Source organism: Paenibacillus sp. W4I10, from assembly GCF_030816325.1.
In the GTDB taxonomy this organism is placed as follows: Bacteria; Bacillota; Bacilli; order Paenibacillales; family Paenibacillaceae; genus Paenibacillus; species Paenibacillus amylolyticus_B.
In genome coordinates, this window is record NZ_JAUSXX010000001.1 from 475,691 (window position 1) to 492,177 (window position 16,487).

14 protein-coding genes are annotated in these 16,487 nt (G+C 48.0%); all 14 read left to right on the top strand.

The features are described 5' to 3' along the window. The first annotated feature begins 72 nt into the window (after nt 1-72). Nucleotides 73-906 carry a diaminopimelate epimerase gene (gene dapF / locus QF049_RS02100; protein ID WP_036614947.1) on the top strand — a complete coding sequence of 278 codons (834 nt, stop codon included), beginning with the start codon at nt 73-75 and terminating at the stop codon, nt 904-906. A 214-nt stretch (nt 907-1,120) separates the two neighbouring features. Beyond that, nucleotides 1,121-3,010, top strand: a complete 1,890-nt coding sequence (locus QF049_RS02105) for a bifunctional homocysteine S-methyltransferase/methylenetetrahydrofolate reductase (protein WP_307534492.1) — start codon at nt 1,121-1,123, stop codon at nt 3,008-3,010. A gap of 19 nt (nt 3,011-3,029) precedes the next feature. Continuing rightward, the gene (locus QF049_RS02110) at nt 3,030-3,929 is read left to right on the top strand and encodes a YicC/YloC family endoribonuclease (RefSeq protein WP_076211386.1); all 900 of its coding nucleotides are present in this window, start codon (nt 3,030-3,032) and stop codon (nt 3,927-3,929) included. Between the two features lie 51 nt (nt 3,930-3,980). After that, entirely contained in the window at nt 3,981-4,241 is a 261-nt protein-coding gene (gene remA, locus QF049_RS02115; protein ID WP_006209218.1) for an extracellular matrix/biofilm regulator RemA, read from the top strand. 13 nt (nt 4,242-4,254) lie between these two features. After that, entirely contained in the window at nt 4,255-4,827 is a 573-nt protein-coding gene (gene gmk, locus QF049_RS02120; protein ID WP_017687445.1) for a guanylate kinase, read from the top strand. 157 nt (nt 4,828-4,984) lie between these two features. Next, nucleotides 4,985-5,197, top strand: coding sequence for a DNA-directed RNA polymerase subunit omega (gene rpoZ / locus QF049_RS02125; RefSeq protein WP_036614619.1), 213 nt, complete (start codon nt 4,985-4,987; stop codon nt 5,195-5,197). Between the two features lie 138 nt (nt 5,198-5,335). After that, nucleotides 5,336-6,571, top strand: a complete 1,236-nt coding sequence (gene coaBC / locus QF049_RS02130; RefSeq protein WP_307534494.1) for a bifunctional phosphopantothenoylcysteine decarboxylase/phosphopantothenate--cysteine ligase CoaBC — start codon at nt 5,336-5,338, stop codon at nt 6,569-6,571. Between the two features lie 3 nt (nt 6,572-6,574). Continuing rightward, complete coding sequence (gene priA, locus QF049_RS02135; RefSeq protein ID WP_307534497.1) at nt 6,575-9,124, top strand: primosomal protein N'; 2,550 nt, start codon at nt 6,575-6,577, stop codon at nt 9,122-9,124. Between the two features lie 116 nt (nt 9,125-9,240). Then, entirely contained in the window at nt 9,241-9,729 is a 489-nt protein-coding gene (gene def / locus QF049_RS02140; protein WP_017687449.1) for a peptide deformylase, read from the top strand. 12 nt (nt 9,730-9,741) lie between these two features. Further along, the gene (fmt, locus tag QF049_RS02145) at nt 9,742-10,695 is read left to right on the top strand and encodes a methionyl-tRNA formyltransferase (protein ID WP_307534499.1); all 954 of its coding nucleotides are present in this window, start codon (nt 9,742-9,744) and stop codon (nt 10,693-10,695) included. After that, nucleotides 10,692-12,170 carry a 16S rRNA (cytosine(967)-C(5))-methyltransferase RsmB gene (gene rsmB / locus QF049_RS02150; RefSeq protein ID WP_307534501.1) on the top strand — a complete coding sequence of 493 codons (1,479 nt, stop codon included), beginning with the start codon at nt 10,692-10,694 and terminating at the stop codon, nt 12,168-12,170. The genes fmt and rsmB overlap by 4 nt, the downstream gene beginning before the upstream one ends. A 253-nt stretch (nt 12,171-12,423) precedes the next feature. Next, nucleotides 12,424-13,464 carry a dual-specificity RNA methyltransferase RlmN gene (rlmN, locus tag QF049_RS02155; RefSeq protein ID WP_036614609.1) on the top strand — a complete coding sequence of 347 codons (1,041 nt, stop codon included), beginning with the start codon at nt 12,424-12,426 and terminating at the stop codon, nt 13,462-13,464. Between the two features lie 7 nt (nt 13,465-13,471). Continuing rightward, on the top strand, nt 13,472-14,248 hold the full coding sequence (locus QF049_RS02160; RefSeq protein WP_307534503.1) for a Stp1/IreP family PP2C-type Ser/Thr phosphatase: 777 nt from the start codon (nt 13,472-13,474) through the stop codon (nt 14,246-14,248). Then, the gene (gene pknB / locus QF049_RS02165; RefSeq protein WP_307534505.1) at nt 14,245-16,455 is read left to right on the top strand and encodes a Stk1 family PASTA domain-containing Ser/Thr kinase; all 2,211 of its coding nucleotides are present in this window, start codon (nt 14,245-14,247) and stop codon (nt 16,453-16,455) included. The genes QF049_RS02160 and pknB overlap by 4 nt, the downstream gene beginning before the upstream one ends. The last annotated feature ends 32 nt before the right edge of the window (nt 16,456-16,487 follow it).

The window sequence follows — 16,487 nt, forward strand, 5'->3', positions numbered from 1 at the left end:
TTCTATGGTAATCCTGTAGAAGAGCAAGAATATAGCTTTGGTAGCAGACTGCCAAAAGGAGTGGGCAAGATTATGGAATTTACGAAAATGCATGGACTTGGTAACGATTTTATCGTTGTATTTGGTGAAAAGGAGCTTCCGGCAGATGCAGCAGAATTGGCTGTGAAATGGTGCAACCGTTTCTTTGGCATCGGTGCGGACGGCCTGGTTTATATACTGCCTTCGGAGAAGGCTGACTTTCAGATGCGCATCATGAATTCGGACGGTTCGGAAGCAGAGCAGTGCGGTAATGCCATCCGCTGTGTATCCAAATATGTATACGATCATGGTCACGTGAACCAGGAGCAGATCACCATTGAAACGATTGGTGCAGGGGTACAACCTGTAAGTCTCAATATTCGTGATGGTAAAGTGGAAACGGTTCGTGTCGATATGGGTGAGCCGATCCTGAACGGTCTTCAAGTGCCTACAACGGTGGATGCCAACCCAGTGGTTGATCACTACATTGAAGCAAATGGACATGCGTTCAAATTCACTGCCGTATCCATGGGTAACCCACATGCAGTTATCTATGTTGATGATGCTGTTAATTTTGATCTCACAACTTGGGGCCCACTTCTTGAAGTACATCCCATGTTCCCAAAAAAAATCAATGTGGAATTCGCAACAGTTCGTGACCGTGGATATGTGGACATGCGTGTATGGGAACGCGGAGCGGGTCCAACACTTGCTTGCGGAACCGGAGCCTGTGCAACACTGGTATCCTCTGTCCTGAATGGACATACAGATCGTACAGCAGTCATCAGCCTCAAGGGTGGGGATCTCCACATTGAGTGGAATGAAGCTGACAATCATGTGTACATGACTGGACCTGCTGAAGTTGTTTTTAAGGGAATCACTTCATAAAAAGTGGAAGGTTTAACCAAAGGGGCCTGCGGGCCTCTTTTTTTGTCAAAAAGGACAGGTCGTGTCTCCTGTACAGAGACATATTGGGTGTTATGTGGAAAGAAAGTCCTTATGAGCTGGATATTCAACAAAAACCTTTGTTTTTCTTCGTTTTTTAGCGTTTTTTGTGTTACATTAGTATGTAAATGATCACAGCTAGGCGGGGGGAAATGGGATGAAGGCGGATTTGCGCAAAATTATGCAGGAACGGGTTCTCGTTGGAGATGGGGCCATGGGAACATTTCTGTACCAAATGGGGTTCCCAGTGGGGATTTCATATGAAGAATTGAACTTGATTTCACCTGAAGTAGTGGCGGATGTACATCGCCGTTATCGGGATGCAGGTACAGAAATATTTGAAACAAATACGTATTCTGCCAATTACGACAAGTTGTCCAAGTTCGGTCTGGAGTCCAAGGTGGAGGACGTGAACCGTGCCGGCGTACGCATTGCCAAAGAGGTAGCTGGGGATACCGGTTATGTGCTTGGTGCAGTTGGTTCCATTCGAGGTGGCAAGCGGACGAACGTGTCAACGAGTGAACTGAAGCGCTTTTATCAACAACAGATCTCTGCACTGCTTGATGAAGGCGTGGATGGCATTTTGCTTGAAACCTTCTATGATATCGAGGAAATGGATATTGCCCTTTTGCAAGCGCGCAAGCTGAGTGATTTGCCTGTAATTGGACAGTTCGCTGTAGAGGATGTAGGACATACACTGGACGGATATACGATGCCTGAAGCCTTCCGGATTATGCGGGAGCAGGGCGCGGACGTCATTGGTTTTAACTGTCGCTCAGGTCCAAACGGGATTATGCGTGCCATGGAAACCGTCTCCGGACGTATTGGTATTCCAATGTCTGTTTATCCAAATGCGGGTGCAGCAGATTATGTAGATGGTCAGTTCCGTTATGGTGCAACTTCGGAGTACTTTGGTCAGACGGCAGTGCAATTTGCCGAACTGGGCGCTCGTATTATCGGCGGTTGCTGTGGTACGACACCTGATCATATTACCGCTATGAAAGAGGCGCTTGCTGACTATATACCTTCGCCTATTTTGGAGCCTGATCCGTCAGAATCCAAACCGCGTATTGTGTTGCATGAACATGTGGATGAGCGTTCCGGACGTGGAGGACAGCCTACGATCGTTGATCTGGTCAAGCAGCGTCACACGGTCATTGTTGAACTTGACCCGCCGCGTGACTTGGACATTGCCAAGTTCATGAAAGGTGCCGAGACATTAAAAGCAGCAGGAGCAGATGCCCTGACACTGGCCGATAATTCACTCGCGGTTACACGGATGAGCAACATGGCGCTGGGTCACCTTGTTCAGGATCGCACGGGCCTTCGTCCACTTGTGCACATTGCCTGCCGTGACCGGAACCTGATTGGAACACAGTCCCACATGATGGGGTTTGATGCTCTGGGCATTAATCATGTACTGGCTGTAACAGGAGATCCTGCAAGATTTGGTGATCTGCCGGGTTCAAGCTCGGTATATGATCTGACTTCTTTTGAAATCATACGCATGATCAAACAGTTGAACGATGGAGTGGCTTTCTCAGGTAAACCGCTGAAGCAGAAAGCTGGCTTTGTCATCGGAGCAGCATTTAATCCTAATGTGAAATATTTGGAGAAAGCTGTACAACGTCTGGAGAAGAAAATTGCTTCTGGCGCTGATTACATCATGACACAACCGATTTATGATCCTGAGTTGATTGTAGCAATGCACGAAGCGACCAAACATCTGGATGTGCCCATTTTTATAGGTGTAATGCCGCTGGCGAGTGGACGGAATGCAGAGTATCTGCACAACGAGGTTCCCGGAATTCAGCTTTCGGATGAAGTGCGTTCCCGTATGGCAGGTCTGGAAGGCGAAGAAGGCCGTGCGATGGGGGTAAAAATTGCCAAAGAATTGCTGGACGTAGCAACAGCGCATTTCAAAGGGATCTATCTTATGACACCGTTTATGTTCTACGGTATGACGGCCGAACTGACTCAGTACGTATGGGAGAAGTCGGAGCATCAATGTCCTACTTGTTTCAACCCTAATAATCAATTACAATAGTAAAACGGATGTGATGCCGATGTCATTCAGTATGACCGGATACGGTCAATCCGCCTTTCATTTTGGCGGCTATAAGGTACAATTAGAGATCAAATCTGTTAATCATCGTTATTGCGAAGTGATGATGCGTCTGCCAAGAGAGTGGACGTATTATGAAGACGGTTTGAGGAAAATCGTACAGAGTCGTTTGAAACGTGGGCGGATTGATGTTTATGTAATGAAAGAAAAAGAGGAAGACCAGGCTCTTCCCGCTGTTCTGAATGAACAGACGGTCAGGGCCTATCTGCAGGCTGCAGAGCAACTGGAGACCCAATATGGAATGCAGGGCAAACCAAGTATTGTGGATATGCTTGGGCTGCCGGACGTCATGGTTCATTCGGATGGGACAAGTTCCATTCCCGAAGAGCAGAAGGACGAATGGGAGCGAGTTCTGCAGGAAGGATTGAAAGAGGCTCTGTCCAGCCTTGAACAGATGCGCGCTCGCGAGGGTCTTCATCTGGCCAGTGATCTGGAACGGCGGATTACCCGTCTGGAGTCACTGCATACCGAGATGCTTGATCTTGCACCGACTGTGGTAAGTGATTACCGCAACAAGCTAAGACAGAGGCTTACGGAAATGCAGGAAGAAGGCTCTTTCCCTTTTGATGAGCATAAATTGGGTATGGAAATTGCAATGTTTGCCGATCGTTCTAACATAGAAGAGGAGCTTACGCGTCTACAGAGTCACTTTGGACAGAGCAGGGAACTGCTGAAGAGTGATGAGCCTGTAGGTCGTAAATTGGACTTTCTAATTCAAGAGATGAATCGGGAAGTCAATACGATTGGATCAAAAGCCAACCATTTGGCTCTGGTGAATCGTGTTGTCGAGATGAAGGCGGAGCTGGAGAAGATTCGTGAGCAAGCTGCGAATATCGAATGAACGGCCAAATTTCGGCAAAAGAGTCGCATGTATAGGGGGAAGAACCTGATTATGGCAATCAAACTCATTAACATTGGATTCGGTAACATCGTATCGGCGAACCGGATTATATCCATCGTGAGTCCGGAATCGGCGCCGATCAAGAGAATTATACAAGAGGCAAGAGATCGTCACATGCTGATTGATGCAACGTACGGAAGACGTACTCGTGCCGTAATTATTACGGATAGCGATCATGTCATTTTGTCTGCAGTTCAGCCTGAGACGGTCGCCCATCGTCTTTCTTCGAAAGATGATGATAACGACGAATAAAATGGAGTGTAATATGTCTAAGGGATTACTGGTAGTGTTGTCCGGCCCATCTGGGGTCGGGAAGGGTACTGTATGCAGCGCTTTGCGCAAACGGGTGCCGGAATTGATCTATTCCGTATCGGCGACAACCCGTCAGCCTCGTCTTGGTGAAGAACATGGTGTGAACTATTTCTTCAGAAGTCATGAAGAGTTCCAGAACATGATTGCTGAAGATCAATTGTTGGAACATGCGGAGTATGTTGGTAATTATTACGGAACACCGCGTGATTTTGTAGAGAAAACGATTAACGAAGGCCGCGACATCATTCTGGAGATTGAGGTTCAAGGCGCGTTAAAAGTGAAAGAGAAATTCCCGGAAGGGATCTTTGTTTTCCTGCTTCCTCCTTCATTGGACGAGCTGAAAGATCGCATTCAGGGCCGTGGTACCGAAAGCCAAGCGACCATTGATCACCGGATGTCCGTGGCGGTTGATGAGATCAGTCTGCTGGAGCAGTATGATTACGCTGTTGTTAATGATGAAATTGATTTGGCGTGCAAGAGAATAGAAAGCATCATAATCGCCGAACATTGTAAGATCAATAAATAATCCCTTTTGCCGCTGAAGAATGCGATATAAGTGGGGCAGTTGTCATATCATATACTGAAGCACTCCTTCTCGGAATGCCCGGGTGTGAAGACATGCCACATCAGTTCTGTCAGGCGGCAACTTGCGATTATACTAATGCGAAGAGGTGTTTGTTAATATGCTGTATCCTTCTATTGATGAAATGATGAACAAAGTCGACAGCAAGTATTCCCTTGTTGTTGCTGCTTCCCGCCGGGCTAGACAGCTACGTGAAGGTGAAAAAACGGATTTAAGAGGTGCGAGATCCCATAAACAAGTTGGCGTTGCACTGGAAGAAATCTATGGAGACCTGCTCGTTGTCATCAAAGGACAGGACGAAGAAGAAGAGTAAGCCGCCTGCGGCTGCTCTTCAACTGCATACGGCGCAAGCCGGATTAATTGACAACCGCGAGGTTGTTATTTTTTTACGAATAAGCATATTTTAACGGAATCTTACTTAGACGTCGTATAAATATCGGGGGAAATAAACATGTTGAACGGTAAAAAAATCGTGCTTGGTGTGACTGGCGGCATAGCCGCTTACAAAGCGGCAACATTATGCAGCAGACTGGTGCAAAAGGGAGCGGATGTTCATGTGATTATGACAGCTTCCGCTACACAGTTTATTACCGAATTGACGCTGCAAACGTTGACCCGAAACACCGTATATACCGATACATTTGATGAGCGTGAACCAGCAGTCGTATCTCATATTCATCTGGCCGATCTGGCGGATCTTGTTCTGGTTGCTCCGGCAACTGCCAATGTGATTGCCAAGATGGCGCATGGCATGGCAGATGATATGCTCTCAACAACTCTTCTTGCGACGACAGCCCCTGTCATGATTGCTCCAGCGATGAATGTACATATGTATGATCATCCAGCTGTAAAGCATAATATGAACCTGCTTGTTGAACGGGGAGCCATGATGATTGAACCGGGTGAAGGTCTGCTTGCGTGTGGATATGTGGGCAAGGGACGTCTGGAAGAACCGGAGAGCATTGTGGATGTGGTGGAACGTTTCTTTGAACAGCGCGAGTCTGCAGACATTAGCCGGCAGGGACAAGCTCAATTGTTACAAGGCAAGAAGGTTGTTGTTACGGCTGGCGGTACGATTGAGCGCATTGACCCAGTACGATACATTACCAACGATTCATCTGGCAAAATGGGATTTGCCATAGCCGCAGCTGCGCGTGATCTGGGGGCAGATGTTAAATTGGTTATGGGCAATACCCAAGCCGAGCCACCGGAGAATGTTGAGTTGATCCCTGTACAGTCTGCACAGGATATGTATGAAGCCGTATCACGCGAGTGGGGCGATGCTGATATCGTGGTTAAGGCGGCGGCAGTTGCCGATTATCGTCCAAAGGAAGTTTACACCGAGAAGATCAAGAAGAAAGGCGACACGTTGTCGCTCGAACTTGTTAAAAATATAGATATTCTTGAAACGCTGGGCAAACAGAAAACCCATCAGTTTTTGATTGGTTTTGCTGCGGAGACTCAGTCAGTTGAGATGTATGCACGTGAGAAACTGGAACGGAAAAACTGTGATCTGATCGTAGCCAATGATGTAACCCGCACGGGTGCAGGATTTGGAACAGACACCAACGCGGTACATATCTATGACCGGGAAGGTTTGGTGGAGGAGCTTCAAGTGATGGCCAAGGACGATGTGGCTCATCGGTTGCTTCGGATTGCGGCGGAGCGCATTGCCGGGAGGAATTAGGATATGGAGATTGCCAAGGTCATAGTCGATGTTCCCGTGAAGGAAACAGACCGGCCGTTTGATTACCTGGTACCTGAATCGATGAGGGAATGGATCGAGATTGGCAGCCGGGTGGGTGTACCTTTTGGTCATCGGACGGTACAGGGATTCGTGATTGATCTTGTGCCGCGTACCGGAGAGGAAACATTCAAGCTTAAGCAGATTCAGGAGTTGCTGGACATTGTTCCCCCGTTGTCAAAGGATTTGGTTGAGTTGGCCGAATGGATGAGTGGACGTTATGCCAGTAACCGGATTTTGTCATTGCAGGTCATGGTGCCGACGGCATTGAAAGGGAAAGCAGAGCGATACATCTCGCTGGGAGATGCACTTGATGGACAGATGGCGGGTGCACAACCGGATGATGAGGTGTTATTTGTTTGGGGAGAAGAGTCTACGACCGAGAAAGTACAGCAGGATATCATCCGTTTTGTCAAAAGTCGGGGTCAGGTACCGCTGCAACAACTGAGTCGAAAATATCCCAATCATGCTGCACTAATTAAGAAATTATTGCTTGGTGGCGTGCTGCTGGAAAGTCAGGCCATCAAGGACAAGTTAAATAAAAAAACGATGAAGTCCGTTGATCTGGCTGTAGATATTGCTGCTGCTCAGGAAGCACTTGCTTCATTCCCGGCGAAAGCACAGCGGCAGAAGGAGATTCTGGCTTTTTTGCTGGAAATGAAAGAACTGCTGCCCATGCCGATGAAAGAAGTGTTATCTACACTACAGGTATCGGCCGCAACGATTAAAGGGCTTGAGGAAAAGGGATTGATCGTAACCGAGGACGTTGAGGTCTTTCGTGACCCTTATCAGGGCAGGAAGTTCAAAGCGACTGAACCGCTGGTTCTGACCGATGAACAAAAACTTGTCTACGACAATATCAATGGCCGATTGCAGGAACAACGCCATGGGGTGTTTTTGTTACATGGTGTTACGGGAAGTGGCAAGACGGAAGTCTATCTTCAAACCATTCAACAATGCATCGAGCAGGATCGGCAAGCTATCGTTCTGGTGCCCGAGATTGCACTCACACCACAGATGGTAGAACGTTTTAAAGGGCGATTTGGGGACCAAGTTGCTGTTACGCACAGTCGTCTGTCTGGTGGTGAACGTTATGATGAATGGCGCAAGATTCGTGAGGGTCAGGTGAAGGTTGCGATTGGGGCGCGTTCAGCTGTATTTGCTCCGTTCAGTCGGCTTGGGTTGATCATTATGGATGAGGAACACGAGACTTCCTACAAACAGGAGGAAACTCCGAAATATCATGCCCGTGATGTAGCCGTAAAAAGAGCACAGCAGCACCAGGCCGTGGTTGTTCTGGGTTCAGCGACACCTTCGCTGGAAAGTTATTATGCGGCACGCTCGCAGAGTAATGATGATTTTGCACCACTCTTGCTGGAGATGCCAACACGGGCACTGGGTAACAAGCTGCCTGAAGTGCGGATCGTTGATATGCGTGAAGAGTTGAAGGATGGCAACCGTTCCATGTTCAGCAGGGCTTTGCACAAAGGGCTGGAGGAGCGCTTGGAGCGTGGTGAACAGACTGTGCTTCTACTGAATCGCCGTGGATATTCGACCTTTGTTATGTGCCGAAGTTGTGGATATGTGGCAGGTTGTCCCGAATGTGATATTTCATTAACATATCATCAGCGCTCGAATAATCTCCGTTGTCATTACTGCGGGTATGCGGAAGCGGCCCCGGAAGTGTGTCCGGATTGTGGAAGCGAGCATATTCGATACTTTGGTACAGGTACACAGCGAGTCGAGGAAGAGCTTGCCAAGCTCTTCCCGGGTATTCGGGTCATTCGGATGGATGTGGATACAACAACGGAAAAAGGGGCGCACGAGAAGCTGCTGAAACAGTTTCGTGAGAAAAAGGCGGATGTATTGCTGGGCACCCAGATGGTTGCGAAGGGACTTGATTTCCCGGATGTAACCCTGGTTGGCGTAATAACAGCGGATTCAGCGTTGAATTTACCTGATTTCCGTGCTGCGGAAAAAACGTTTCAGTTATTAACACAGGTAGCTGGCCGAGCTGGTCGGCACCAATTGCCTGGTGAAGTGTTTGTTCAGTCCTATACGCCGGAACACTACTCCATTGGCCATGCGAGTCAGCATGACTACGTGTCGTTTGTACGTGAGGAATTGCTGCACCGTCGCAATTTGCAATATCCGCCTTACTGTCGCCTGATTCTGGTGACCTTTTCGCATGAGCAGCTTCCGGTATTGATTCGTCTTGCCGAGAACTACACGCGAATACTGAAAGAGAAGGCTAATGCAGCCGGATGGCTCGGCAGTTTGGATCGATTCAGCAATGATGCCTTTGATGTACTAGGGCCGGTAGCGTCTCCGATTCCTCGGATCAAGAATAGATACAGATTCCAATGTATGATAAAATGGCGGGGGGATGTAGACGCCATAGGACTCGCTCTGGCAACGGCCCGGCGCATGGACGATGATGTTCAGGCGCAGAAATTGCTTATTAGTCTGGATGTAGACCCGCAAATGTTAATGTAAGCATTTTGCAGCAATGCGGATGTAAACAAGCGGTATAAACATAGATTAAAATGAATACCCCAAAAATACAGATATCGTCCTGAAATTATGATGAGGATTAGGAAGGTGCTTACAACATGTCGATTCGCATTATCGTGCAAGAACCAGATGAGGTGCTCCACAAGAGAGCCAAAGAAGTAACTAAAATTACACCAAATGTACAAAAATTGCTGGATGATATGGCTGATACCATGTACGATGCAGAAGGTGTGGGTCTTGCTGCGCCGCAGGTTGGTATTTTGAAACGTCTGATTGTTATCGACGCAGGTGATGAGCAAGGGCTGATCAAGATGATTAACCCGGAGATCATTGCAAGTGAGGGAGAACAATTTGGACCGGAAGGTTGTCTGAGTATCCCTGGAATTAATGGTGATGTTCGCCGTTTCGAGACCGTTACGGTTAAAGGTCTGGATCGTGAAGGCAAAGAGCTGATTATTACGGGTAGTGGCTTGCTGTCCCGTGCATTCCAGCATGAGATTGATCATCTGGATGGCGTACTCTTTACGGATGTCGCCGAGAAAGTGTACGAAATTGCAGCCGATCAAACGGGACCGCGTCGTAATTAAGGAGTGATCGATTTGAATATTGTTTTTATGGGAACACCTGAATTTGCAGTTCCTTCTCTCGATATGCTGATGGCAGAGGGATACAATGTGGTGGGTGTGGTGACTCAGCCTGATAAACCACAGGGACGCAAAAAAGTACTTACGCCAACACCGGTTAAGGCCGCGGCAGAACGCCATGATCTGCCGGTGTTTCAACCTGTTAAATTGCGTGATCCGGAAGCCGTAGCCCGCTTGGCTGAATGGAAGCCGGATCTGATCGTGACCGCGGCCTTTGGACAGATTCTGCCCAAAGCTGTGCTGGATATGCCTGTTCGCGGTTGTGTGAACGTACATGGCTCTCTTCTGCCAAAATATCGCGGAGGAGCCCCGATCCAACGTTCCATTATTAACGGGGAATCCGTGACAGGAGTCACATTGATGTATATGGCTGAAGGCCTGGACACCGGAGATATGATCTCGCGTGTGGAACTGCCGATTACGGATGAAGATACATCAGGATCGATGTTTGATAAATTAAGTGAGGCTGGTTCCAAACTGCTTCAGGCAGAAATGCCACGATTGATTGCAGGCGAGACAACGGCGGTCCCTCAGGATGATGCCGAGGCTTCGTATGCTCGTAATCTGACTCGGGATGACGAGAAAATGGACTGGAATCGTACTTCACGCGAACTGTTCAATCAGATTCGTGGTCTTGTGCCGTTCTCCGGTGCATTTACGATGTGGGATGATCAGGTCTTTAAAGTCTGGGCTGCGGCTAACCCGGATCAGGTGGATCTGGCAACTTCTTCGGATGCTGGACAAGCAGAGCCGGGAACCGTGCTGCAATTGAGCAAAGCAGGGATTGAAGTTCGTACAGGTAATGGGTCTCTGTGGTTGACTGAGGTGCAGCCTGCAGGCAAAAAGGTGATGCAGGCCGCTGACTTTGCTCGCGGTGGTACACTGAAACCTGGAACGGTGCTGCGATGAGCGGTAACATACCAGGTCGTTCGTCAGGAAAAGGCCAGAAAGCTACTGGAAATTCATCCGGGCGTGAAGGAAACCGTCATCCTAATTCGGGTAAATCGGGTGGTGCATCTCGCTCCCAGAAACCCAAAACATCTGCTCGTGCATTGGCAGTCAAGGTTCTGAGTGCTGTTGAGCAAGATGGAGCATACAGTAATCTGGAGTTGAACCGTCGTCTGAAAGAGGCGGAACTAAGCCCCGCAGATGCTGGACTAGCTACCGAATTGGTGTATGGAACAATCGCCAGATTGAATACACTTGATTATTTTCTGGAACGTTACGTCGCCAAAGGAGTATCCAAACTGCAACCGTGGGTTCGTAGCCTGCTTCGAATCAGCGTATATCAGATGATATACCTGGATCGTATTCCGGAGCATGCCGTGGTGAGCGAAGCGGTTAATCTGGCGAAGAAACTGGGCCATCAGGGAATCTCGGGTATGGTGAATGGTGTACTTCGCAATATGATCCGTAATCGGGATGAACTTCGTATTCCAGAACATCTGCCCGTTGCCGAACGTATTTCACTTGAGCATTCCCACCCGTTATGGATGGTTAAACGCTGGATTGCCCAGTACGGCGAGGAGACGGCGGAAGCGATCTGTCGTGCGAATAACGAGCCTCCAGCAGTGAGTGTCCGAGTCAATACAACAATGACCACACGGGAGAAACTGATGCATGAGATGGCAAGCACAGGTGCAGTCGTTGAAGCTTCTCAGTTGAGTTCCGATGGTATTCTTGTGCGTAGTGGCGGAAATATGGCTCTAACGTCCTGGTATCGGGACGGCCTATTCTCTGTACAGGACGAAAGTTCCATGCTCGTCGCTGAAGCGGTTGCGCCTGTAGAAGACCAGCTTGTATTGGATTGCTGCGCAGCTCCAGGTGGTAAAACAGCTCACATGGCTGAAAAAATGCACGATCGTGGTCGTATTGTCGCTAACGATGTACATGCTCATAAGCGCCAGTTGATCCTGGATCAGGCGGAGCGTCTCGGTCTGAGTTGCATCGATGCGGTAACTGGAGATGCTCTTGATCTGAACGAGCGGTATCCGGAAGCGTCGTTTGATCGCATTTTGCTGGATGCACCATGTTCGGGTCTAGGTGTTATTCGCCGCAAGCCTGATGTGAAATGGACCAAAACCGTAGAAGATATCGAAGATATCGCAGGTTTGCAGCGTGAACTACTTGATCGGGTTGCGCCGTTGTTAAAACCAGGTGGTATTCTGGTGTATAGCACGTGTACGATTGAGCCTGCTGAGAATGAGGATATGGTTGCAGATTTCTTGAATCGACATCCGGAATATAGTCCAGCAGAAACATCGGTCTGGTCCGAATCGGAGACAGTGAATTTGAAGGCCGTGAACGGTGGTATTCAGATTTTGCCACAATACGCTCACAGCGACGGTTTTTTCATCGCACGGTTGACAAAAACAGGGGAATAACAGTTTAATAGAGCACGGAAGCATGACCGCCGAGGGGAACTTCGGCGGATTTCTTTGTGATGGGACTTCGATATAATTGTCAGAGAAAAGTGATGACAGGGTGCGATGGCGGCATTGAGGTGTTATAATGCATGAAGTACAGATATCAAGGGTATACATGGATGTAACGTGGTCTTTGTGATAGAATAGGACGAATGGAACGAAAAGAAGGAAGCCAACGAAAAGAAAAGAAGGAATAGGTGTTGACAACAAAATGAAACCTTTTATATATGATTATTCTCTGGAACAACTGCAGCAATGGGCTGTTGAGAATGGGGAGCCGGCGTTTCGCGGTGGCCAAATCTTTGACTGGATTTATGTAAAACGCGTGAATGATTTCAGTGAAATGACCAATCTGTCCAAGCCATTGCGTGAAAAACTGACAGAGCAATTTGAATTCGTAACGCTTAAGGAAATTACCAAGTTTGAATCCAAGGATGGAACGGTTAAATTCCTCTTTGGTCTTCATGATGATCATGCCATTGAGACGGTAATCATGAAGCATAACTACGGGAACAGCATCTGTGTAACCACACAGGTTGGTTGTCGTATTGGTTGTACGTTCTGTGCCTCCACATTGGGTGGTCTCAAGCGTAACCTTACGGCTGGGGAGATTGTTGCCCAGGTTGTACAGGCTCAGAAAATTCTGGATGAACGCGGCGAGCGTGTCAGCAGCATTGTAATCATGGGTTCGGGTGAACCTTTCGAAAACTATGAAGCAACGATGACTTTCCTGCGCATTATGATTCATGAAAAAGGGCTAAACATCGGTCAGCGTCACATCACGGTATCCACGAGCGGAATCGTTCCAAACATCTACAAGTTTGCGGATGAAGATACACAGATTAACCTCGCCATTTCGATCCATGCACCAAATGATGCACTGCGTTCGAAATTGATGCCGGTTAACCGTCGTTTTCCTTTTGAAGACGTGATGGAGTCCCTTCGTTATTATCTGGCCAAAACAGGTCGGAGAATTACGTTTGAGTATGCACTTATTGGTGGGGTAAACGATCAGCCAGAGCATGCAGCAGAACTGGCAAGTGTGCTTAAGAACATGTTGTGCCACGTGAACCTGATTCCGGTTAACCATGTACCTGAACGCAAATACGTAAGAACATCGAGAAGCGACATTTTCAATTTTCAGAAGATTCTCTCGGAACAGGGTGTTAATGTAACCATTCGTCGTGAACAGGGACATGATATTGCTGCCGCTTGCGGTCAGCTTCGTGCAAAGCATATGGAGTTGAGGTGAGAACGTTTTGATCAAAACAGTTCATGTGAGCCATATCGGACGAGTGCGTTCGGTGAATGAAGATTCAGCCTGGATTCGTAATCTCGATACAGGATATATTTTGGGTATTGTTGCCGATGGCATGGGTGGACATCTTGCAGGGGATACGGCAAGCCGCTTGGCAGTAGAGACGTTGGTACAAGATCTGGGAACACTGGAACCAGGTCTGTCACATGCGTCTCTGTCTGCAGCTCTCAGCGATGCTATTTTGCATGCCAACGAAGTTATCTTCCGTAAGGCATCCACAGATGACAAGTACCACAACATGGGAACAACGGTGGTTGCGGCATTATTGAACGATACGGAAGGTGTTATTGGACACATCGGTGATAGCAGAGCCTACAAAATTGCGAACAAAGCTGTGATCCAGCTAACCGAGGACCATACACTGGTGAATGAATTGTTCAAAAATGGTCAGATTAGCAAAGAGGATGTGTCCCATCATCCACGTCGCAACGTACTAACTCGTGCGCTTGGAACAGATGCCGAGGTGAAGGTTGATCTGGATACCGTCAAGCTGGAAGAAGGCGAAGTTCTTCTCCTATGCAGTGATGGTCTCAGTAACCTGGTCAGCAATGAGCAGATTATTCAGGTTGCCGGCAATCTGGAACTGGCATTGGAAGATCGTGCAGACCGACTGCTTCAGTTGGCTTTACTTGCTGGGGGAGACGACAACATCACGGTTGCTTTGTTCGAGTTGCAGAGGGAAGGTTCCGTGGATACGGAAACGGGGTGTGAGTCATGATTGGGCACCAGCTAGGCGGACGCTATGAAGTGATTGAGCGTGTCGGCGGTGGCGGCATGGCTCTTGTGTACAAAGCCCAGGATCTTCTGTTGAACCGGAATGTAGCGATCAAAGTCCTTAGACAACAGTTTGTGCATGACGAAGAGTTTATTCGCCGTTTCCGCAGGGAAGCACAGTCGGCAGCATCGCTGTCTCATCCGAATGTAGTTAGCATTTATGATGTGGGGCAGGAAGATGACGTTCATTATATTGTCATGGAGTACGTGGAAGGCAAAAACCTGAATGAAATTATTAAAGAACGTGCCCCTCTGCAGGTGGACGAATCGGTACGAATCGCTTCCCAGATTGCAGATGCTCTTGATCATGCACATCATAATCAAATCATTCATCGGGATATCAAACCCCACAATATATTAATTGGTCGGAATGGCCGTGTGAAAGTAACGGATTTCGGGATTGCCCGTGCCGTTACATCTACAACGATTACGCAGACCGGTTCCGTAGTTGGTTCTGTACATTACTTCTCACCAGAGCATGCCAAAGGGATCGTTACTGGTGAAAAATCGGACTTATATTCTCTTGGGATCGTACTTTACCAAATGCTTACCGGGCAACTTCCGTTTCTGGGTGAAAGTCCTATCAGTGTGGCATTGAAGCATTTGCAGGAAGAGTTCGATGAACCACGCAAATTCAATCCATTGATTCCGCAAAGTGTGGAAAATGTCATTTTAAAATCCATGCGTAAAAATCCGCAGGAACGTTATCAGTCGGCCAAAGAAATGCAGACCGATCTGGAAACTTGCCTGATGCCGGAGAGACGTAATGAAACGAAGATTGATTTTCCGGATGAGGATGATATAGACCAGACTCGCGTTATGCCAGCGATCAAACCTGAACCTCGCGGAGTTACATCGACGGGTGCAGTGCCTGTGATGGAGTCTGACGAAGAAACTGGCAAGGGTAAGGCAAAATCCAAGAGCTGGAAGAAGCCAGCTCTACTCATTTCATTAACCGTTCTTATTCTAATCGCCATGGTGGGCGTTGTATGGTATGTCAAGGGTATGCTGGTCGTACCTGAAGTAACGGTGCCTAACGTGATCACCCAGACAGAAGAAAAGGCTCGGGAAATGCTTGAGGAGAAAGGACTCGTCGTAAGTGATGAGGTCATCCGTCTGTACCAGGAAGGTATCGAACCCGGTATTGTCTTTGACCAGAGCAGAAAAGAAGGCGATGTCGTCAAAGAAGGATCCGAGGTCCAGATCAGTGTTGGTGCAGAAAAAGAACTGGTGAAGATGATTGATGTCAAACAAGAAACTTATGATGAGGCTGTCAAGAAGTTGACTGCGCTTGGCATCAAGGAAGATCAGATTCAGCGGAAAGATGACTTCTCCAATGATGTGGCTTCAGGTTCTGTTATTTCCCAGACACCGGGTGTGAATGAGGAATTCGATCCTGTGACAGTTCAGATTGAGTTGACCGTAAGTAAAGGTACTGAAACGGTTAAAATGCCTGATCTGAAAAATCTTACCCGTAGTGAAGCCGAAAAAAAGCTTAAATCTGCCGGACTTGAGCTTGCTCAGGTACAGGAAGAATTTAGCTATACAGTGGAGCAGGGTAAAGTGACGCAGCAATGGCCTGTGGAAGCGGGCGCAGATGTGAGTCCTGGCGATAAGATTACGATCTTTATCAGCACAGGGTATCCGCCTGAAGCGCTCCAATATCCTTTTGATATCAATGTATCACCCAAAGAAGAGGGCAAAAACAGTAAAATCCGTATCACATATGAAGATGCACGTGGCAAGAATCAGGAATGGGGAACTCGCACTGTTAATTCAACCCAAATGTTGACCATTCCACTTGTGCTCGCTCCAAATGAAAATGGGGCTGTGTCCGTATATCGTGATGGACAGTTCCTGGATACGTATCTTGTCTCCTACAGTGACGCCAAAAACGGAACAGTGAATGTACCTTCCATTGACCCGGAACAAAGCACTGAGACGCCGCCAGAAAATGAGCCTGATCCAGGTGAAGGTAGCGTTGATGAAGGCAGTGTTGATCCCAATCAGGAAGGCGAACCTGAGTCCACACCGGCAGACGGTGAAGGTGACAGTGTAGATGAGGACACTTCTGCCATGAATAATGGTAAGGGGCACGGCAAGGAAAAAGAGAAGAAAAAGGAAGTCATTAACGCATCAAGCCGTCCATAAGGGCGGCTTATGCTGGCGTCTGGAGTAAATGT